We start from the raw sequence: 19,906 nt of genomic DNA on the forward strand, positions 1-19,906 counted from the left end.
CGCGATGAGCAATGTGCCAAATGAACTGAAATACCGTGAAAGTCATGAATGGGTGCGCCAGGAAGCCGATGGCACCTGCACGGTGGGAATAACCGAACACGCGCAGGAACTGCTGGGCGATATGGTGTTTGTGGATCTGCCGGATGTCGGGACCACCTATAATCAGGGCGACGACTGCGCCGTAGCGGAGTCGGTCAAAGCTGCTTCTGATATTTATGCGCCGGTCAGCGGTGAAATCGTTGAGGTGAACAGCGCGCTGGACGGCGAGCCGGAACTGGTTAACAGCGCCCCTTATGCAGAAGGCTGGCTGTTTAAAATCAAACCCAGCGACGCCGCCGAACTGGATTCGCTGCTTGACGCCGATGCTTATAAAACCAGCATCGACGAGTAATCCGCAACTGAACCGGACGGCGAGATCTTCCCCGTCCGGCAGCCTGTTCCATGCCGGGACAGGCTGTAAAAAGCGTGTTCGCCCTACACCCTCTTTTCATGCCGATTCAGGATTTACCGCTAATGACCCAGACTCTCAGCCAGCTTGAACATAACGGCGCGTTTATCGAACGCCATATTGGTCCATCGCAGGAGCAGCAGATCGCCATGCTGAATGCCACCGGTGCCAGCTCTCTCAGCGATCTGATCGCGTCGATCGTGCCGGCGGACATTCAGCTGCCAGGCCCGCCCGCTGTGGGAGATGCGCTTACCGAGCATCAGGCGCTGGCCGAGCTGAAAGCGATGGCCAGTCAGAATCAGCGTTATAAATCCTACATCGGCATGGGCTATTCGCCGGTGCTGACGCCGCCGGTGATCCTGCGCAATATGCTGGAAAATCCCGGCTGGTACACCGCCTATACGCCTTACCAGCCGGAAGTGTCCCAGGGGCGCCTTGAAGCGCTGCTCAATTTTCAGCAGGTTACGCTGGATCTGACCGGGCTGGATATCGCCTCAGCCTCGCTGCTTGATGAAGCCACGGCCGCCGCTGAAGCGATGGCGATGGCAAAACGCGTCAGCAAGCTGAAAACCGCTAACCGCTTCTTTGTGGCGGAAGATGTGCACCCGCAAACGCTGGACGTTATCCGTACGCGTGCGGAAACCTTTGGTTTTGAAATCCTGGTCGATAAGGCGGATAAAGTTCTCGATCACCAGGATATCTTTGGCGTGCTGTTACAGCAGGTTGGCACCACTGGCGAAGCGCATGATTACACAACGCTTATCGCTGAACTTAAAAACCGCAAAATCATCGTCAGCGTTGCGGCGGATTTTATGGCGCTGGTACAGCTTCAGGCCCCCGGCAGGCAGGGCGCGGATATCGTTTTCGGATCCGCCCAGCGTTTTGGCGTACCGATGGGCTACGGTGGCCCGCACGCGGCCTTCTTTGCCGCGCGGGATGAGCATAAGCGCTCTATGCCAGGGCGCATTATTGGCGTCTCCCGCGATGCGGCCGGCAATACTGCGCTGCGTATGGCCATGCAGACGCGAGAACAGCATATTCGCCGCGAGAAGGCGAACTCCAATATCTGTACTTCTCAGGTGCTGCTGGCCAATATTGCCAGCCTCTATGCGGTGTTCCACGGCCCTGAAGGCCTGAAGCGTATCGCTGCCCGTATTCATCGTCTGACGGATATCCTGGCGGCGGGTTTACAGAAGGGCGGCCTGACGCTGCGTCACGCGACCTGGTTTGATACGCTGACGGTTGAGGTGGCGGACAAAGCCGCGGTGCTCGATCGGGCGCTGAGTTTTGGCGTTAACCTGCGTACGGATATTCATAATGCGGTAGGGATCACACTGGATGAGACTACCACCCGTGAGGACGTGGTCGCGCTGTTCTCCATTCTGCTGGGTGAAGAGCACGGTCAGGAGATCGACGCGCTCGATGCCGCCGTTGCCCGCGAGAGCCAGTCGATCCCGGCTGCATTACTGCGTCAGGATGCGATCCTGACCCATCCGGTATTTAACCGTCATCACAGCGAAACTGAGATGATGCGCTATATGCACAGCCTTGAGCGTAAAGATCTTGCGCTGAACCAGGCGATGATCCCGCTAGGCTCCTGCACCATGAAGCTGAACGCTGCGGCTGAGATGATCCCGATCACCTGGCCTGAGTTCGCTGAGCTGCATCCCTTCTGTCCGGCGGATCAGGCTACCGGCTACCTGCAAATGATAGGGCAGCTCTCCCAGTGGCTGGTGCAGCTGACCGGCTACGACGCGCTCTGTATGCAGCCAAACTCAGGCGCACAGGGTGAATATGCCGGTCTGCTGGCGATCCGCCGCTATCATGAAAGCCGCAACGAAGGCGGACGTAACGTCTGTCTGATCCCAAGCTCCGCGCACGGTACCAACCCAGCTTCTGCACAGATGGCGGGCATGTCGGTCGTGGTGGTCGCCTGTGATAAGCAGGGCAATATCGATCTGCACGATCTGCGGATAAAGGCGGAACAGACCGGTGAAGCGCTCTCCTGCATCATGGTGACTTATCCCTCCACGCACGGCGTTTATGAGGAAACAATCCGCGAGGTTTGTCAGATCGTTCATCAGTTTGGCGGCCAGGTTTACCTTGACGGCGCCAATATGAATGCTCAGGTGGGCATCACTACGCCGGGCTATATCGGGGCGGATGTTTCTCACCTCAACCTGCATAAAACCTTCTGTATCCCTCACGGCGGTGGCGGACCTGGCATGGGACCTATCGGCGTGAAGGCGCATCTGGCGCCCTTTGTGCCGGGTCACAGCGTGGTGCAGATCGATGGTGTACTTACCCAGCAGGGCGCGGTCTCTGCTGCGCCCTTTGGCAGCGCCTCTATTCTGCCGATCAGCTGGATGTATATCCGCATGATGGGCGCGGAAGGGCTGAAGCAGGCCAGCTCCGTGGCGATTCTTAACGCAAATTATATTGCCACCCGCTTACAGTCAGCCTATCCGATCCTCTATACCGGACGCGACGGGCGTGTGGCGCATGAGTGCATCCTGGATATCCGTCCGCTGAAAGAGCAGACCGGGATCAGCGAACTGGATATCGCCAAGCGCCTGATCGACTACGGTTTCCATGCACCGACCATGTCTTTCCCGGTAGCCGGAACGCTGATGGTGGAGCCAACGGAGTCGGAAAGCAAAATCGAGCTGGATCGCTTTATTGATGCGATGCTCTCTATTCGCATGGAGATCGATCGCGTTGCGGCGGGCGAATGGCCGGCTGACGATAACCCGCTGGTCAACGCGCCGCATACCCAGATGGAGATTGTCGGTGAGTGGGCGCATCCTTACAGCCGCGAGCTGGCCGTTTTCCCGGCGGGGAGTGAGAACAAATACTGGCCAACGGTGAAGCGTCTGGATGATGTCTACGGCGACCGCAATTTGTTCTGCTCCTGCGTGCCGATGAGCGAATACGAGTAGTCTTCGTCACAAATGAAAAGGGCACCTGAGGTGCCCTTTTTAGTGGGGATAACGCTGTCCCCGCTGTCAGTGGACCTGCCGACCGTCTGATAATCCTCAGATATTTTCGCCGTTGCTGGCGATTACCTGCTGATACCAGTTAAAACTTTTCTTTTTCGAGCGATTCATCGTCCCGCTGCCGTCATCGTTTTTATCCACATAAATAAAGCCGTAGCGTTTACTGTACTGGCCGGTAGTAAAGGAAACGCAGTCAATGCAGCCCCAGGGCGTGTAGCCCATCAGCTCAACGCCGTCATAAAACACCGCCAGCTTCATCTGTTCAATATGCGCCTGGAGGTAAGCGATACGGTAGTCATCATTGATGGCCCCGGTTTCATCCGGCTTGTCGATGGCGCCAAACCCGTTTTCGACGATAAACAGTGGCTTCTGATAGCGCTCATAGAGCACCGCCAGGCTGTAGCGCAGGCCAACAGGGTCGATTTGCCACCCCCAGTCCGAGGCTTTCACGTGAGGGTTAGGCACGCTGCCTTCAAAACCAGAGACCGCGCTGCCGCTGCCCTGGGCATTCGCCTGCACCGCATTGCTCATGTAATAGCTCAGGCCAATGTAATCCGCACATCCCTCACGCAGGATGCGGTCATCTCCGGGCTCCATCTCGATCTGATAGCCTTTGCGCGCCCACTCATTAAGAATGTAAGAGGGGTAATAGCCGCGCATATGCACGTCGCCGAACAGATAGCGTTCCCGCATCGCTTCCTGGGCAAACATCACATCATCGGGATGGCAGGACCAGGGATAGAGCGGCACCATGGCGATCATGCAGCCAATCTGAAAATCCGGGTTGATCTCATGGCCCCGTTTAATCACGCGCGCGCTGGCGACAAACTGATGATGCAGCACCTGATACATCGCCAGTTCAGGCTGGTCGTGGTCGGTGAATACCACACCGGAGCAGCAGTAACCAAACAGCGGATATTTCCAGTTGCGCTGATTGTTAATTTCGTTAAAGGTCATCCAGTATTTCACTTTGCCTTTATAGCGCTCCAGCACCACTTCGCTGAAGCGGACAAAGAAATCGACAACTTTCCGGTTCAGCCAGCCGCCATACTCTTTCACCAGATGGTAAGGCATTTCGAAATGCGAAAGGGTAATCACTGGCTCAATGTTGTATTTCAGCAGTTCATCAAACAGATTGTCATAAAACTGCAGTCCCGCCTCGTTAGGTTCCTGCTCATCGCCGTTGGGGAAAATACGCGTCCAGGCGATGGAAGTACGAAAACATTTGAAGCCCATTTCGGCGAACAGCGCCACATCCTCTTTATAGCGCGAAAAGAAATCCACCGCTTCATGGTTAGGATAACTGTAGCCTTCCTGAATGCCGTCCGTCATGACGCGATCCACACCGTGGGCGCCGCCAGAAAGTACGTCGGCAATGCTGACGCCTTTGCCCCCCTGATTCCAGCCGCCTTCTACCTGATGAGCGGCAACCGCGCCGCCCCAGAGAAAGTTTTTTGGTAACTGCTGATGTGTGCTCATCAATCCCATCCTGTTTATCCGAAATGTTCTGAGGGTCAGCTGACCCTCCTGTATCAGGCCTTTGAGGTCTTAAGTTGTCTATTAGCGGTACGTGAAGCGTCCGGCTGCTCTTTAAAGCCCGCCAGCCAGGTAAAGAGCGCGCCCAGCACAAACGCCACGCTGATTGAGAGAAGGAAACCCAGGAACTGCGGCATATGGCCTTCCTTAAAAAACACCGGCAGTACGGCAATGCCAGGCAGGCAGTAGCTCCAGGAAACGGCGTTAAACAGCCCGGCAATTGCACCGCCAATCGCGCCCGCCAGACAGCCGCAAATCATAGGGCGCTTCAGCCGGAGCGCCACGCCGTAGATAGCAGGCTCGGTAATGCCAAACAGCGCTGTCAGACCGGCGGAGAGCGCGACGCGTCTCATCTCCTCATCTTTTGCCTTCAGCCAGACGCCGAAGGTCGCGCCCGCCATGGCAAAGACCGGCGACGCCTGCAGGCCGGTAAAGGTGTCATAACCCAGGGTCGCATAGTTACCTACCGTAACTGGCGTAATTCCCCAGTGGACGCCGAGCGTTACCAGCGGCATCCAGAGTGCGCCCACCACAAATCCGGCGATCGACGGGCTGAGAGCGTACAGCGTGTTATAGACGCCGCCAATCGCGCCGCCAATGGCGTTACCAACGGGACCAAAAGCCAGCAGCGTCATCGGCACCATAATGGCGATGCAAAACATGGGGGTGAACAGATTACGAACCACCAGCGGCAGGATGCGTTCAAAAAAGCGCTGCACGTAGGACATCGCCCAGACCATCAGAATGATCGGTATCACCGAGGCGGTATAACTGAGGTATTTGACCGGAATGCCGAAAAAATCGAGCGCGGGCGACTCAAGCGGAATACCGGCGACGCCGGAGAGGATTTTGGCAATTTCCGGATTGGTGACCGCCTCTTTCATCAGCTGCTGCATCGCCGGATCCGCTGAGTTTGCCAGCATAATTTTGTTGGCGGTCAGCATATTCATATAGTCAGGACTGACCAGCGCGCAAGCTGCGATCACTGCGGTGAACGGGTTGACGTTGAACTTCCTGGCCGCGGTAAAAGCAACCATCACCGGCAGGAAGGTGAAGCCGGTCCAGGAGACAAAGTTCAGGATCCGCCAGGCGCCGCTTGCCGGATCCATCCAGCCGAGCGCGGTCACCAGTGAGAGGATCCCCTGCAGGATACCGCAGGCGGCGAGAGGATAAAGAAAAGGGGCGAAAATACTGGAGATAATATCCATCAGGCGGCTGACGATGCCGACATGCGGCGCGGAAACGGGGGCATTTTCATCAATAGTGACGTGGCGAAGCACCTCGCGATAAGCATCGCCGACATGGTTACCGATAACCACTTGTAACTGGCCTCCCGCTTCAATAACGGTAATGACGCCTTTAACGCGTTTTAACGTTTCTTTATTAACCTTAGTATTGTCTTTTACTATAAACCGCAGCCTGGTGGCACAATGCGTGACGTTAATCACATTATCGCTACCACCAATAAGCTCAATAATTTCCACTGCTGTCGTGGCATAATTCAGCGCCATGGCTATCTCCTGAGTCGGGTACGGTTACTCCTCAGGCGGAAGGGCCCTGGAGCAGGATCTTTTATTATTGTGAGGAGTTTATCAACGGAAAAAAGAAAGTCACGATATAACAAATCCGTACCCGGCGTGATTTGTTACGCCGAAAAAACAGGGTGTTTTTTATTTTATCCGGCTGGCCAGGCGACGGCCAATGGTTTCCAGAATATAGATCACCGGCACCTGGGTCGTGACGTCATATTCATCGGAAACCAGCAGTTGCGGCATATGATAGGAGAGATTGAAGTCAGCCATCTTTGCCAGCGACGAATTATCATTATTAGTAATGGTAATAACCTGACAGCGATGCAGGCTGAACTGGCTGGCGAGCCGCAAAATTTCCGGCGTTTCACCTGAAACAGATAATATAATCGCCACGGCGTCTTTATACATATCGCTGTTAACAGGATAATAAGGATCGTCAATATGATTACTGAATTTACCAACATTCGAAAAGAAACGGGCGCCATATTTTCCCAGAGTACCGGAGGTGCCTGCACCAACAAAAATAATACGCTCGGCGCAAACCAGCTGCGTAACGGCTTTATCAATTAACGAATCGAACTCTTCATTATTGATGCTTTTAAAAAAGCTGACGATTTCGCTGATGCCGGAGTAGCCGGGCTGGCGCTGCTCCTGCTCAAGCCAGATCCTGAAGCGAATACGAAATTCGGAATAGCCGTCACAGTTCATCTTGCGGCAAAATCGCAGCACCGTTGTGGTTGACACGCCCGCAGCGTCGGCGAGCTCCCGAATGGTCATATACATGACCTTGTCGCGATTTTTAACCGTGAAGTTATAAACCTGGAGTTCAAGATCGTTCAGGGCGGCAAGATTGTGGTGCGTGAACATAGCGGCGCTCAAAGTCCCGGGAATCATTACCTTAACAGATTTTATCCGGGCCGGGGTGGCGTTTCGCCAGAGTTGCAGCGCGACTCACAGCAGCCAGCCTTTTTGCTGTGCCTGTTCAAGATGCCCTTTAAGATGTTGCCACAGCGTCGGCCACTCTGCCGCCAGCGCCAGATTTCGCGCCAGCACCTGTTCAAGGCGGATTTCATTTTCAATCCAGCTCCGGCCTTCATTATGCAAATTCTGAATAATCGGCAGGGCGCGGTCGAGCATATTGGCAAAGCGCGCCTCGGCGGTTTCACCCGCTTCATACTCATTCCAGAGGCCGCGAAAGCGGTCGCGCAGTGTGTCAGGAAGCAGGCTGAATATGCGATCGGCCGCCGCCATCTCCTGCTGGTGGATAGCTTCACGGGCGACAAGGTCATAGACCATCACATCACCGGCATCAATTTCCACCACGTCATGCAGCAACGCCATTTGCACCACGCGCGACATATCGACCGGAAACCCCACGTAAGGCGCCAGGCTCATCGCCGCCACGGCCAGGTGCCAGCTGTGCTCGGCGGAATTTTCGTGGCGCGCATTGCCGATAAGACGGGTGCGCCGCTCAACACGCTTCAATTTGTCCAGTTCCATCAGAAACTGCATAACTTCTGTCATTTCGCCGAAATTTAACGCGGATACCTTGCTGGACATGCTTCGCCTCGTCATCCCCTGAGGAAAAAAGTTGGGAAGGATTGTAAGGTAATCGTTTGCTTATTGCTTTTATAAAAGTGTTACATCCCTTCACAGACTTATTTGAGCGTACATCTGTACACTCAAACAAAACTCTGTCAGGCTGGGGCCGTCTGCTCAGTTATGCATCGCAACGTCAGCGCTTCGTAACGAGGCTGTCCGGAAAGCGTGCAGCAGACATCCCACCGAGGTTCAGGAGTCGCAAAGTCATGTCAGAGAAATCATTATCGGGTCAGGCCTATTCGTTTGCAGAAGAGATCGCCAACAGTATCAGCCACGGAATCGGTTTTATTTTCGGCATCGTCGGGTTGGTTCTGCTGCTGGTGCAGGCCAGTGAAAGCCAGGCGGGTATTATTGCCATCACCAGCTACAGTCTCTATGGCGGCAGTATGATCCTGCTGTTTCTGGCCTCCACGCTCTATCACGCGATTCCGCATCCGAACGCCAAGCTCTGGCTTAAAAAACTCGACCACTGCGCGATTTACCTGCTGATTGCGGGAACCTATACGCCGTTTTTGCTTATTGGACTGAAGTCACCGCTGGCGCATGGACTGATGGGCGTAATCTGGGGGCTGGCGCTGGCAGGCATTCTTTTTAAGCTGTTTTATGTGGACCGCTTTGAAAAACTCTCGGTGAGCACCTATCTGCTGATGGGCTGGCTTTCGCTGATCGTAATTTGGCAGCTGGCGCTTAAACTCCCTGCGGGGGGGATCTGGCTGCTGGCGGCGGGGGGCGTGATTTATTCGCTGGGCGTGATCTTTTATGTATCGAAGCGGATCCCTTATAACCATGCCATCTGGCACGGCTTTGTACTGGCCGGCAGCTTTTGTCACTTCCTCTCTATTTATCTTTATGTGATCTGAATGGGGGCCGTTTTGGCCCCCGGTCAGAGCCTCACTCCGTTAGCGAGTAGGGCAGCGTCTGGATGGTCAGTTTGCCGCCCTCATCACCTTTCACGCGCAGCTCACTCTCCGCTTCAAGGTCATTGTTTAAGACTGCCTGCACCCAGACCTCGCCGTTATCAAGCTGACAGGCCGCCAGAATAGTACCGGTACGACGCCAGTTCTCACCAAGCTTCAGCTCGAGAGAATCATTGGCTGCGGGAACCTGACTGGCCGCGCCAGCCAGCCAGTAGAGCGCCCGCTTGTTGGCACCGCGAAACTTGGCGCGCGCCACCATTTCCTGGCCGGTGTAACAGCCTTTCTTGAAGCTGATGGCCTCCAGCGCCTGGAGGTTAGTGGCCTGCGGAATAAACTGAGCGCTGGTTTCGGCGTCAATCACCGGCAGGCCAGCCTCAATATTCAGCGCCAGCCACTGCTTGCTGTCATTGGTCTGTGCCTGACCTTCCAGATGCCGGGCGATCGCCTGCGCTTTTTCAGCATCGGTCACCAGCAGAAAGCGCTCAGCGGGCGTGGGGAACCAGAGCAGGGTAGTGCCATCCTGCTGAACAACCGGATTTTCCGCATCCGGCAGGGTGGAGAACAGGGCGGTCAGTGCGGCGCGGCACTGAAAACCAGCCACGCCCAGCAATACGGCCTCATCATCGGCCGCGATAGTCACCTTAGCGAAAATGGCATACTTCTTCAGCTCGGCGATCTGATTGTCACGCAGGCTACGACGTTCGATATAAGCCAGACCTTCTGCGCGGTGGAAAAGGTGCAGGTTGCTCCACATCTTTCCTTTGGCATCGCAGTGCGCGGCAGGCAGATGGTTATTGTCGCCCAGCGCCGCGACATCCAGGGTAATTTGCCCCTGTAAATAGCTGACGCTATCGGCGCCGGTAACGTTCACCAGCGCCCACTCTTCCAGTGAAATCAGCGTAAGTGGCAGGCGCGCCGAAGCCGCAGGTTGACGTGGCGGAAAAGAAAAAGTCGGCATAATTCAGTCCTGAAGTGGGGTGAAAAAAACAGCTCTGTTTATCATGTTAAAAGAGCCGACCGGCTTTGCAACCAGTTTCCTGAAAACGACGCACAAAAGGTGTGATAACCCGGCAACGCATGCTGAGGTTGTGCGACAGGGCGCGAAAGGCGATAAAGGCCCGTCAACATTGCCAGTAAAACGCGTTACACTGATGCCCATCTTTGGCTGACTGACGATGGTGACAAATGGATATTAGCAATAAAGCACGGGTTCACTGGGCCTGCCGCCGGGGCATGCGCGAACTGGATATCTCCATCATGCCGTTTTTCGAATATGAATATGATTCCCTGAGCGATACCGATAAGCAGCTCTTCGTGCGGCTACTGGAGAGTGACGATCCGGATCTGTTTAACTGGCTGATGAATCACGGCGAGCCGGCGGATGCTGAGCTGAAACGTATGGTTAACCTTATCCAGCAGCGAAACCAACAACGTGGCCCTGTGGCAAGCTGATCTGCGGATCTCCTGGCGTGCGCAGTGGGTCTCGCTGCTGTTGCATGGCGCCGTGATGCTCGCGCTGCTGCTGGCACCCTGGCCCGCCAGCTATACCCCTGTCTGGATGCTGCTGCTGACGCTGGTTGTTTTTGAATGCCTGCGCAGCCAGCGGCGTATCCGCAGCCGGGAAGGCCTTCTCCGTCAGGTTGATCAGCGCGAGTTTGAGTGGCGGCGGCTGCGCTGGCGGCTTTGCGGGCGGCCTTTTATGACCCGTCAGGCGATGCTGCTGGCGCTGCGTTCGCCGCAGGGCGCAAAAGAAAAGCTGTGGCTGATGCGTGACAGCATGGATGAAGAAGCATGGCGACAGCTCAGGCAACAGCTGCTCAGCCTGTCGGAGGCTCCACCACGCCAGCCGGGACGTTAAAGCGATGCCGCCATTTCAGTAAGGATCTGCTCGCACCACTGCGCGATGCGTTCGTCGGTGACGTCAAACTGATTAATATCATCCAGCGCCAGGCCAACAAACTGCCTGCCATCTGCGGTGAGCGGCTTTTTGCTGGTGAACTCGTAGCCTTCATTAGGCCAGAAGCCGACAAATTTCACGCCCGACGGCAGCAGAACCTCGTGGAGCATACCCAGCGCATCCAGGAACCATTCGCTGTATTCAGCCTGGTCGCCCATGCCGTACAGGGCCACGACCTTGCCGCGCAGATTAAGTGCAGGCAGCTCGGTCCAGATGGCCTCCCAGTCTTCCTGCAGCTCGCCAAAGTCCCAGGTAGGGATGCCCAGGATCAACATGTCATACTGCTCCATGAGGCGCGGTGAGTCATCTTTCAGGTTATGCAGGGTGACGAGATCTTCACCGATAAAATCACGGATCTTCTCTGCTGTCATTTCGGTATAGCAGGTGCTTGAGCCGTAAAACAGACCAATTTTCATATCCGGTAAACTCAATTCGCTTGATGCAATGCCGCGAATTATATCAGAATTGAAACCGATGCCGGTAAATAAGGGGCGATGAAGTGCAGGATAGCGAGCGGATAGAACAGTTTCTGGATGCAACATGGATCGAGCGTAACCTGGCGGAAAATACCATCGCCTCCTACCGGCTGGATCTGATGTCGCTGGCGGAATGGCTGGCGCACCATGAAAGCGATCTGCTGCGGGCCAGCGCGGCCGATCTCCAGCAATTTCTGGCCGAACGGCTTGAAGGTGGCTATAAGGCCAGCAGCTCAGCCCGCCTGTTAAGCGCGATGCGCCGCCTGTTTCAGTATCTCTACCGGGAAAAGTGCCGGGAGGACGATCCCAGCGCACTGCTCTCATCGCCCAAACTGCCACAGCGGCTGCCGAAAGATCTCAGCGAGGCGCAAATCGATCGCCTGCTTCAGGCCCCGAGCGTGGAGGAGCCCATCGAACTGCGGGATAAGGCGATGCTGGAGCTACTCTATGCCACCGGGCTGCGCGTTACTGAGCTGGTGAGCCTGACGCTGAACAATGTCAGCCTCCGGCAGGGCGTGGTGCGCGTTATCGGCAAAGGCAATAAAGAACGGCTGGTGCCGCTGGGAGAAGAGGCGGTGCACTGGCTGGAGCAGTACATTGAGTATGGTCGTCCCTGGCTGCTTAACGGCCAGACGCTGGACGTGCTGTTTCCGAGCAGCCGTGCGCGACAAATGACCCGGCAAACTTTCTGGCATCGCATCAAACATTACGCCACACTGGCGGGGATCGACAGCGAGAAACTGTCGCCCCACGTGCTTCGCCATGCATTCGCGACGCACCTGCTGAACCATGGTGCTGATTTGCGTGTCGTACAGATGCTGCTGGGGCACAGCGATCTTTCCACCACCCAAATTTATACGCACGTCGCCACCGAGCGACTGCGGCAGCTGCATCAGCAGCATCATCCCCGCGCGTAGGGGAGCATTCTTTTAACAGCATAAACATCACGCCCGCGTGCGGATGATAACGGCCGCCTTTGCGGCCATGAGGATACCGAATGAACAAGCGTTACCTGTTACTTACCCTGTTGATGAGCGCCATCGGCGGCCTGGCGCATGCTGATGATGCGGCCATTCAGCAGTCGCTGAAAAAGTTAGGTTTGCAGCAGACTGAGATCCAGCCCTCGTCGCTGCCGGGCATGAAAACGGTGCTGACGGAAAGCGGCGTACTGTATGTGACCGAGGATGGTAAACAGTTTATCCAGGGACCGCTTTATGACGTGAGCGGCGGCCAGCCCGTCAACGCGACTAATAAGATGCTGGAGAAAAAAGTGGATGCGCTGGCGGAGGATATGATCGTTTATAAAGCGCCTAAAGAGCAGCACGTTATTACGGTCTTCACCGATATCACCTGTGGTTACTGCCGTAAGTTGCATAACGAGATGGCGGACTACAATGCGCTGGGTATCACCGTGCGCTATCTGGCGTTTCCCCGTGAGGGCCTGAATGGCCCGGTTGCCAAAGAGATGAAATCAATCTGGTGTACAGCCGATCGTCGTAAAGCTTTTGACGCTGCGATGAAAGGCGAAGAAGTTTCGCCCGTCGACTGTAAAACCGACATCTCACAACAGTATAAGCTGGGCGTTCTGTACGGTATCCAGGGCACGCCAGCCATGCTGCTGGAAAACGGGATGATGATCCCGGGCTATCAGGGGCCTAAGGAACTGAAACAGCTGCTGGACAGCCAGAAAGTGGGCGGCTGACGGGTGACGGGCAAAACTGAACTTCGCCGCCGTCAGGCGGTAGAAGGGGGAGAGCTTCCGGAAACGCTTCATCCTCTGCTGCGGCGGCTCTATGCCAACCGGGGCGTAACCCAGGCCGCCGAGCTGGAACGCGGGGCGAAGCATCTGCATGCGTTTCACTCCTTAAGCGGCATTGATCGCGCGGCTGAAATCCTGCAAAAGGCGATTGCCGACAACCTCTGCATTATGATTGTCGGCGACTTTGACGCCGATGGGGCAACCAGCACCGCGCTGACGGTGCTGGCGTTGCGCAGCATGGGCGGACGTAACGTTAAGTATTTAGTGCCGAACCGTTTTGATGATGGCTACGGCCTCAGTCCTGAAGTGGTGGAGCAGGCGGCGGCCCGAGGCGCACAGCTGATCGTGACCGTTGATAATGGCATCTCGTCTCATGCTGGCGTCAGTCTGGCTCACGAGAAGGGCATTGCTGTTGTTGTCACCGATCACCATCTGCCGGGCGAAACGCTGCCCGATGCCGACGCGATCGTCAATCCGAACCTCCATGAGTGTGCGTTCCCGTCGCGATCGCTGGCGGGCGTCGGCGTGGCGTTCTATCTGATGCTGGCACTGCGCGCGCGGTTGCGTGAAAGCGGAGCAGACACTTTGCCGAATCTGGCCGAGCTGCTGGACCTGGTTGCGCTTGGCACGGTTGCCGACGTGGTGCCGCTGGACACCAACAACCGTATTCTGGTCTGGCAGGGATTAAGCCGCATCCGCGCGGGGAAATGCCGGGCGGGGATCAAGGCGCTGCTGGAAATCGCCAATCGCGACGCACGTCAGCTGGCAGCCAGCGATCTCGGTTTCGCGCTTGGCCCCCGGCTCAATGCTGCCGGGAGACTGGACGATATGTCCGTCGGCGTGGCGCTGCTGTTAAGCGAAGATATTGCTCAGGCGCGCATGCTGGCCAGCGAACTGGATGCGCTGAACCAGACGCGCAAAGAGATTGAGCAGGGGATGCAAACCGAAGCGCTGGCGCTGTGCGATAAGCTGGAACGCAGCAGCGAAGCGCTGCCGCTCGGCATTGCCATGTATCATCCCGACTGGCATCAGGGCGTGGTCGGTATTCTGGCTTCACGCCTGAAAGAACGTTTTCACCGGCCGGTTATCGCCTTTGCACCTTCGGGAGATGGCACGCTCAAAGGCTCAGGGCGCTCCATCGCTGGTCTGCATATGCGTGATGCGCTGGAGCGGCTGGATACGCTTAATCCAGGTCTGATGCTTAAATTTGGCGGCCACGCGATGGCGGCAGGTCTGTCACTGGAGACGGCTAACTTCGATCTTTTTCGCCAGCGGTTTGCCGATTTGGTGGGCGAATGGCTTGATGCCGGGTCGTTACAGGGCGTCGTCTGGTCTGATGGCGAATTGATGCCGCAGGAACTGACGTTGCCAACGGCGGAACTGCTGCGGGAAGCCGGCCCCTGGGGCCAGGCTTTTCCCGAGCCGCAGTTTGATGGCAAATTCAAACTTATCCAGCAAAGGCTGGTGGGGGAGCGACATCTTAAGGTGATGATCGAGCCGCTGGGCGGCGGCCCGCTGCTGGACGGTATCGCCTTTAATGTGGATACCACGCTCTGGCCGGACCCCAGCGTCAGGCAGGTTGAGCTGGCTTATAAACTCGACATTAATGAGTTTCGCGGTAACCGGAGCGTACAGCTGATTATCGACCACCTCTGGCCACTCTAGCCGGACCGGGCGTAATCTCGCCCGGAGACGCTGTCCGCTCCTGCTCCTGTAGTGCGCCGTTCAGCCTGTGCAGGAGCAGGTCAGCGGAGAAATTGCCCCCGCTTCAACGCTACAAACCTCACAAGATTTCAGTTAAACTGCTTCGTTACATTCCAGTCCATTCGATCACCTAAAAAGATTCTAAAATCATGTTTGAAATTAACCCGGTAAAGAACCGCATTCAGGATCTCTCAGAGCGCAGCGGCGTTCTTAGGGGGTATCTTTGACTACGATGCCAAGAAAGAACGCTTAGAAGAAGTTAACGCCGAGCTGGAGCAGCCGGATGTCTGGAACGAGCCGGAGCGCGCGCAGGCATTAGGTAAAGAACGCTCCTCGCTGGAGGCGATCGTGCAGACGCTGGATCAGATGACCCAGGGCCTGGAAGACGTCAGCGGCCTGCTGGAGCTGGCGGTGGAAGCCGACGACGAAGAGACCTTCAACGAGGCGGTTGCCGAGCTGGATCTCCTTGATAAGAAGCTCGCGGAGCTTGAGTTCCGCCGTATGTTCTCTGGCGAATATGACAGCGCCAACTGCTACATTGATATTCAGGCAGGATCTGGCGGCACCGAAGCGCAGGACTGGGCGAGCATGCTGGTGCGTATGTATCTGCGCTGGGCCGAGGCCAAAGGCTTCAAAACCGAGGTGATCGAAGAGTCCGAAGGTGAAGTTGCCGGCATCAAATCCGCCACGCTGCGCATTATGGGCGACTACGCGTTTGGCTGGCTGCGCACCGAAACCGGCGTGCACCGCCTGGTGCGTAAAAGTCCGTTCGACTCCGGCGGACGCCGTCATACCTCTTTCAGTTCCGCCTTTATTTACCCGGAAGTGGAAGATGATATCGATATCGAGATCAATCCTGCCGATCTCCGTATTGATGTTTACCGCGCCTCTGGTGCTGGCGGACAGCACGTTAACCGGACCGAATCCGCGGTACGTATTACCCATATTCCGACTAATACCGTGACCCAGTGTCAGAACGACCGTTCTCAGCATAAGAACAAAGACCAGGCGATGAAGCAGATGAAGGCGAAGCTGTACGAGCTGGAAATGCAGAAGAAAAATGCTGAAAAACAGGCGCTGGAAGATAACAAATCCGATATTGGCTGGGGCAGCCAGATCCGCTCCTACGTACTGGATGATTCACGCATCAAGGATCTGCGCACGGGCGTTGAAACCCGTAATACCCAGGCGGTGCTGGATGGCGATCTGGACCGTTTTATTGAAGCAAGCTTGAAAGCAGGGCTATAAGGAACTGACATGTCTGAACAACAACCGCAGGGCGCCGACGTCGCACTTGAGCTGAATAATGAACTGAAGGCGCGTCGCGAAAAGCTGAGCGCGCTGCGTGAAAACGGCGTGGCATTCCCGAATGATTTCCGTCGCGACCGCACTTCTGATCAGCTGCATGCTGAATTCGATGCGAAGGAAAACGACGAGCTGGAAACGCTGGGCGTCGAAGTGAGCGTGGCGGGGCGTATGATGACCCGCCGTATCATGGGTAAAGCCTCATTTGTCACGCTACAGGATATGGGCGGTCGTATTCAGCTCTACGTTTCCCGTGACGATCTGGCAGAAGGCATCTACAACGAGCAGTTTAAAAAGTGGGATCTTGGCGATATCGTCGGGGCACGCGGCAAGCTGTTTAAAACCAAAACTGGCGAGCTCTCCATTCACTGTAGCGAACTGCGCCTGCTGACTAAAGCGCTGCGCCCGCTGCCGGACAAATTCCACGGCCTGGCCGATCAGGAAACCCGTTACCGCCAGCGCTATCTGGATCTGATCGCTAACGAAGAGTCGCGTAACACCTTCAAGATCCGCTCCCAGATTATGGCCGGTATCCGCAGCTTCATGGTCGGTCGCGACTTTATGGAAGTGGAAACCCCGATGATGCAGGTGATCCCTGGCGGCGCGTCAGCCCGTCCGTTTGTCACGCATCATAACGCGCTGGATATCGACATGTATCTGCGCATCGCCCCGGAGCTTTACCTGAAGCGCCTGGTGGTGGGTGGGTTCGATCGCGTATTCGAGATCAACCGTAACTTCCGTAACGAAGGCATCTCCCCACGCCATAATCCAGAGTTCACAATGATGGAACTCTATATGGCCTATGCGGACTATAAAGATCTGATCGAACTGACGGAAAGCCTGTTCCGTACGCTGGCTCAGGATATTCTTGGCACCACCGTTGTGCCTTACGGCGAGCAGGAGTTTGATTTCGGCAAACCGTTTGAAAAACTGACCATGCGGGAAGCCATTCAGAAATATCGCCCGGAAACCAACCTGGCCGATCTGGATGATTTCGAAAAAGCCTGTGGTATTGCACGATCGCTGGGCATTAAAATTGAGAAAAGCTGGGGTCTGGGCCGTGTGGTCACTGAGATCTTCGAAGAGACCGCAGAGGCGCATCTGATCCAGCCAACCTTTATTACCGAATACCCGGCAGAGGTCTCTCCGCTGGCGCGTCGTAATGACGATAACCCGGAAATTACCGATCGCTTTGAGTTCTTTATCGGTGGGCGTGAAATCGGTAACGGCTTCTCCGAGCTTAACGATGCGCAAGACCAGGCTGAACGTTTCCAGCAGCAGGTTAACGCGAAAGATGCCGGTGATGACGAGGCGATGTTCTATGACGAAGACTACGTCACCGCGCTGGAACACGGCCTGCCGCCAACGGCGGGACTCGGTATCGGCATTGACCGTATGGTGATGTTGTTTACCAACAGTCATACCATCCGCGACGTTATCCTCTTCCCGGCGCTGCGTCCGGGCAGCAAGTAAGCCTTAATCAGTGATTCCTTAAGGGGCGGAGTAATTCGCCCCTTTTGAAGCAGTCTGAAATGAAGCTTGAGCGTTAAAAAAACCATTAATTCATTACCTGATATCCAGCAACTCGCCTGGCTTCCCTTTTATATTGATAACTTTGTTGATCAGTTAGCCTATATTTTCCAGGCGGATTGCCGTCGCACGGAAGAAATAAACTGATAGCTGTTTTTTCTGTCATAAAACATCAACGCCTTTAGGACTTTTTCTGTTAAGAGACGGGTTTAACCAGCTGAAGTTCTATACCGAGACGCACAGCATGCCTTGAATTAGTCACACCCAACTTTTTGACTATGTTTGCCATGTGAAATTTCACAGTCGTTGTTTTTATTCCCAGAATCATTCCGGTTTCGGCATAGGTTTTTCCTACGCTGGCCCAATAAAGAATTTCGTTCTCACGAGTAGTCAAAATATCTTCATTGATGGGTTGATATTCATTTCTATATAAAGAGGTGAGTGCTAAATATTTTTCATGTACCGAGGCGAGTAAGAAATCTAATGTGCCTTTATTCTGATTAATAGCCCGTTCCGTTGCTTCTCTTTTTGTGGGGTCAATAAGTATGCTCAGGGTTACAAGATTTTTTTTGTAATCGTGTAGCACAAAAGTGTAGCCACTAAGGATGCTGTAAATCTTAGCATTTTCAAAAATAGTTGAGGGAGATATTTGTTCGCCCCAGCAAAATGGCGTCAGCCGGTTCAGAGCGGTAATGACAACAGGGTCAGTAAACTGGAGGTTATTATCCTGATAATATTTCACCCATCCCGAGGGGTAATTTGTTGCATAAGCGGAAATCGACATATTGCTTTTTGAGAGGACAACATAAGCCCAGATAAAATCACCTAACTCCTTTAGCTCGCATTCAAGGATGTTTTTAATGACGCCATTGATATAAAAGTCATATTCCATAAAAGCATATTTCCCTGTAAGTTAGTGTATTCAGCAGCGAGGTGGCAAGACAGACTATGATAAATATCTGGTTGGTTGTTAATCTACGGAGCCTGACGGTTACCAAAAATAAACAGGCAGCTATCTTAAGCTATAAAAAGTGCCGTTTAAAACGATTGTCTGCAACTTATTGATAAATTTAATATTTATTATATCGTAGACCGCTATTAGTCAGATTTTTTACTGAGGCTAGTGCGAATAAGGTTACTGACAGGTTTTAAGCTACGCTGAATTGTTCTAACAGGAAATGAGCATTGCTGCATCGGGAATCGAAGGTTGATAAAGCATAAGATGATGAAGCGCGAATGTGCTGTAATGAGAAGGTTATTTCCATTTCCAGCATCGCTTTATATCGCGCTTAAGGCAGATAAAAAATGACAGGAATTTATGAAATATTCCTGATTTTCAGTGGCTTAATCCTGTCCGATAAGCATAACGATACGCTTACAAAGCAGCATCTGAAATATTTATACCCCCGCCTTCTGACATGTTTTTAACTGCTTCTGACTTGTTGTAACCGTCATGCACAACCTGTATACCGGAGAACAAAACATTTGCCTCAACTTCCAGTATCACAGTTATGCCTACCACAAATCCGTAAAGCGTCTTAATTCATGACAAAGATGATGTACCTCCGTTAAGGTGGTCTGGTGCTGCATACCGCAGCTTCAGCCATTAAGGAAGGTTATGAACGCATCCCACCGTCCGGACTGTATCCGTCACTGGAAAGAGCTGGAAGAACCTGATAATACGCACTACCCGGGCAGCGATGAACTGATGGCGATTGGCTCGCCGCTGGCGCGTTCGCTGGGGCTGACCCGGCTGGGTATACATCATATCCGCCTGCTGCCTGGCCGCCGTATGTCCTATCCTCATGCTGAAAGCGCCGAAGAAGAGTTCGTCTATGTGCTGGAAGGCGCTCCGGATGCGTGGATAAACGGTGAAATTTATTCTCTCAAACCTGGTGATGCCGTGGGCTTTCCCGCCGGTACTGGCCTTTGTCATACGTTTATCAATAACAGCAGTGAAGAAGCCCAGTTTATGGTGGTGGGAGAAGCGAATAAAGCGGAAAACCTGATTCATTATCCCCTTAATCCCGTTCATGAAGCCACGCGAGAAGACCGCTGGGTGAATCCACCCGAACAGCAGTTTGGCGCGCATAACGGCCTGCCGGATAAAGTAAACCGTGACGACTGACAAATCACAAAGCGCA

Annotated in this window: 18 protein-coding genes; 11 read left to right on the top strand and 7 right to left on the bottom strand. The window is 54.5% G+C overall.

The genetic code is table 11. The features are described from left to right. Positions 1-4 precede the first annotated feature (4 nt). Both gcvH and gcvP read left to right on the top strand, forming a co-directional pair. Positions 5-391 (top strand): glycine cleavage system protein GcvH, encoded by a 387-nt coding sequence (gene gcvH, locus EA20_RS0112225; RefSeq protein WP_024967100.1) that lies wholly within the window; start codon positions 5-7, stop codon positions 389-391. Between the two features lie 122 nt (positions 392-513). Next, positions 514-3,387 carry an aminomethyl-transferring glycine dehydrogenase gene (gene gcvP, locus EA20_RS0112230; protein WP_024967101.1) on the top strand — a complete coding sequence of 958 codons (2,874 nt, stop codon included), beginning with the start codon at positions 514-516 and terminating at the stop codon, positions 3,385-3,387. A 96-nt stretch (positions 3,388-3,483) separates the two neighbouring features. Here gcvP and EA20_RS0112235 read toward each other — a convergent pair whose 3' ends face one another. From EA20_RS0112235 to EA20_RS0112250, 4 genes are all read right to left on the bottom strand, one after another. Continuing rightward, on the bottom strand, positions 3,484-4,923 hold the full coding sequence (locus EA20_RS0112235) for a 6-phospho-beta-glucosidase (protein WP_024967102.1): 1,440 nt from the start codon (positions 4,921-4,923) through the stop codon (positions 3,484-3,486). A gap of 53 nt (positions 4,924-4,976) precedes the next feature. Beyond that, positions 4,977-6,491 carry a PTS transporter subunit EIIC gene (locus EA20_RS0112240; RefSeq protein ID WP_024967103.1) on the bottom strand — a complete coding sequence of 505 codons (1,515 nt, stop codon included), beginning with the start codon at positions 6,489-6,491 and terminating at the stop codon, positions 4,977-4,979. A gap of 159 nt (positions 6,492-6,650) precedes the next feature. Continuing rightward, the gene (locus tag EA20_RS0112245) at positions 6,651-7,379 is read right to left on the bottom strand and encodes a MurR/RpiR family transcriptional regulator (protein ID WP_024967104.1); all 729 of its coding nucleotides are present in this window, start codon (positions 7,377-7,379) and stop codon (positions 6,651-6,653) included. Between the two features lie 84 nt (positions 7,380-7,463). Then, positions 7,464-8,072 carry an HD family hydrolase gene (locus tag EA20_RS0112250; protein WP_024967105.1) on the bottom strand — a complete coding sequence of 203 codons (609 nt, stop codon included), beginning with the start codon at positions 8,070-8,072 and terminating at the stop codon, positions 7,464-7,466. A 248-nt stretch (positions 8,073-8,320) separates the two neighbouring features. On the opposite strand from EA20_RS0112250, the gene EA20_RS0112255 reads away from it, so the two are divergent. Continuing rightward, entirely contained in the window at positions 8,321-8,974 is a 654-nt protein-coding gene (locus EA20_RS0112255; RefSeq protein ID WP_024967106.1) for a hemolysin III family protein, read from the top strand. A gap of 31 nt (positions 8,975-9,005) precedes the next feature. On the opposite strand, the gene ygfZ is transcribed toward EA20_RS0112255, so the two are convergent. After that, positions 9,006-9,989 carry a tRNA-modifying protein YgfZ gene (gene ygfZ, locus EA20_RS0112260; RefSeq protein ID WP_024967107.1) on the bottom strand — a complete coding sequence of 328 codons (984 nt, stop codon included), beginning with the start codon at positions 9,987-9,989 and terminating at the stop codon, positions 9,006-9,008. A gap of 227 nt (positions 9,990-10,216) precedes the next feature. Here ygfZ and sdhE point away from each other — a divergent pair, with 227 nt between their 5' ends. Together sdhE and EA20_RS0112275 are read left to right on the top strand one after the other, a co-directional pair. After that, positions 10,217-10,483, top strand: coding sequence for an FAD assembly factor SdhE (gene sdhE, locus EA20_RS0112270; RefSeq protein WP_024967109.1), 267 nt, complete (start codon positions 10,217-10,219; stop codon positions 10,481-10,483). Beyond that, a complete protein-coding gene (locus EA20_RS0112275) occupies positions 10,464-10,889 on the top strand; it encodes a protein YgfX (RefSeq protein WP_024967110.1) in 426 nt (141 codons plus the stop codon). The genes sdhE and EA20_RS0112275 overlap by 20 nt, the downstream gene beginning before the upstream one ends. Here EA20_RS0112275 and fldB read toward each other — a convergent pair. After that, positions 10,886-11,404 (bottom strand): flavodoxin FldB, encoded by a 519-nt coding sequence (gene fldB / locus EA20_RS0112280; protein ID WP_024967111.1) that lies wholly within the window; start codon positions 11,402-11,404, stop codon positions 10,886-10,888. The two genes, EA20_RS0112275 and fldB, sit on opposite strands and share 4 nt — an antisense overlap. An 83-nt stretch (positions 11,405-11,487) precedes the next feature. Between fldB and xerD the strand changes: the two genes are divergently transcribed. From xerD to lysS, 5 genes are all read left to right on the top strand, one after another. Beyond that, the gene (xerD, locus tag EA20_RS0112285; protein ID WP_024967112.1) at positions 11,488-12,381 is read left to right on the top strand and encodes a site-specific tyrosine recombinase XerD; all 894 of its coding nucleotides are present in this window, start codon (positions 11,488-11,490) and stop codon (positions 12,379-12,381) included. Between the two features lie 80 nt (positions 12,382-12,461). Beyond that, the gene (gene dsbC, locus EA20_RS0112290; RefSeq protein ID WP_024967113.1) at positions 12,462-13,166 is read left to right on the top strand and encodes a bifunctional protein-disulfide isomerase/oxidoreductase DsbC; all 705 of its coding nucleotides are present in this window, start codon (positions 12,462-12,464) and stop codon (positions 13,164-13,166) included. Between the two features lie 3 nt (positions 13,167-13,169). Continuing rightward, a complete protein-coding gene (gene recJ, locus EA20_RS0112295; RefSeq protein ID WP_024967114.1) occupies positions 13,170-14,888 on the top strand; it encodes a single-stranded-DNA-specific exonuclease RecJ in 1,719 nt (572 codons plus the stop codon). Between the two features lie 188 nt (positions 14,889-15,076). Continuing rightward, a protein-coding gene (gene prfB, locus EA20_RS0112300; RefSeq protein ID WP_152540233.1) for a peptide chain release factor 2 occupies positions 15,077-16,175 on the top strand; the annotation gives its coding sequence in 2 pieces (ribosomal slippage) (positions 15,077-15,151 and positions 15,153-16,175; 1,098 coding nt in all). A gap of 9 nt (positions 16,176-16,184) precedes the next feature. After that, positions 16,185-17,705: a lysine--tRNA ligase gene (gene lysS / locus EA20_RS0112305; protein ID WP_024967116.1), complete on the top strand. Its 1,521-nt coding sequence runs from the start codon at positions 16,185-16,187 to the stop codon at positions 17,703-17,705. Between the two features lie 253 nt (positions 17,706-17,958). On the opposite strand, the gene EA20_RS0112315 is transcribed toward lysS, so the two are convergent. Then, a complete protein-coding gene (locus EA20_RS0112315; RefSeq protein ID WP_024967117.1) occupies positions 17,959-18,654 on the bottom strand; it encodes a LuxR family transcriptional regulator in 696 nt (231 codons plus the stop codon). A gap of 726 nt (positions 18,655-19,380) precedes the next feature. On the opposite strand from EA20_RS0112315, the gene EA20_RS0112320 reads away from it, so the two are divergent. After that, positions 19,381-19,890: a cupin domain-containing protein gene (locus EA20_RS0112320; protein WP_024967118.1), complete on the top strand. Its 510-nt coding sequence runs from the start codon at positions 19,381-19,383 to the stop codon at positions 19,888-19,890. Positions 19,891-19,906 lie beyond the last annotated feature (16 nt).

The organism is Pantoea sp. IMH, assembly GCF_000599885.1.
Lineage (GTDB): Bacteria > Pseudomonadota > Gammaproteobacteria > Enterobacterales > Enterobacteriaceae > Erwinia.

What these genes read in the sequence shown, in the direction of transcription:
- gcvH (WP_024967100.1), top strand. Translation starts at nt 5, where the DNA reads ATGAGCAATGTGCCAAATGAACTGAAATACCGTGAAAGTCATGAATGG.
- gcvP (WP_024967101.1), top strand. Translation starts at nt 514, where the DNA reads ATGACCCAGACTCTCAGCCAGCTTGAACATAACGGCGCGTTTATCGAA.
- EA20_RS0112235 (WP_024967102.1), bottom strand. Translation starts at nt 4,923, where the DNA reads ATGAGCACACATCAGCAGTTACCAAAAAACTTTCTCTGGGGCGGCGCG.
- EA20_RS0112240 (WP_024967103.1), bottom strand. Translation starts at nt 6,491, where the DNA reads ATGGCGCTGAATTATGCCACGACAGCAGTGGAAATTATTGAGCTTATT.
- EA20_RS0112245 (WP_024967104.1), bottom strand. Translation starts at nt 7,379, where the DNA reads ATGTTCACGCACCACAATCTTGCCGCCCTGAACGATCTTGAACTCCAG.
- EA20_RS0112250 (WP_024967105.1), bottom strand. Translation starts at nt 8,072, where the DNA reads ATGTCCAGCAAGGTATCCGCGTTAAATTTCGGCGAAATGACAGAAGTT.
- EA20_RS0112255 (WP_024967106.1), top strand. Translation starts at nt 8,321, where the DNA reads ATGTCAGAGAAATCATTATCGGGTCAGGCCTATTCGTTTGCAGAAGAG.
- ygfZ (WP_024967107.1), bottom strand. Translation starts at nt 9,989, where the DNA reads ATGCCGACTTTTTCTTTTCCGCCACGTCAACCTGCGGCTTCGGCGCGC.
- sdhE (WP_024967109.1), top strand. Translation starts at nt 10,217, where the DNA reads ATGGATATTAGCAATAAAGCACGGGTTCACTGGGCCTGCCGCCGGGGC.
- fldB (WP_024967111.1), bottom strand. Translation starts at nt 11,404, where the DNA reads ATGAAAATTGGTCTGTTTTACGGCTCAAGCACCTGCTATACCGAAATG.
- dsbC (WP_024967113.1), top strand. Translation starts at nt 12,462, where the DNA reads ATGAACAAGCGTTACCTGTTACTTACCCTGTTGATGAGCGCCATCGGC.
- lysS (WP_024967116.1), top strand. Translation starts at nt 16,185, where the DNA reads ATGTCTGAACAACAACCGCAGGGCGCCGACGTCGCACTTGAGCTGAAT.
- EA20_RS0112315 (WP_024967117.1), bottom strand. Translation starts at nt 18,654, where the DNA reads ATGGAATATGACTTTTATATCAATGGCGTCATTAAAAACATCCTTGAA.
- EA20_RS0112320 (WP_024967118.1), top strand. Translation starts at nt 19,381, where the DNA reads ATGAACGCATCCCACCGTCCGGACTGTATCCGTCACTGGAAAGAGCTG.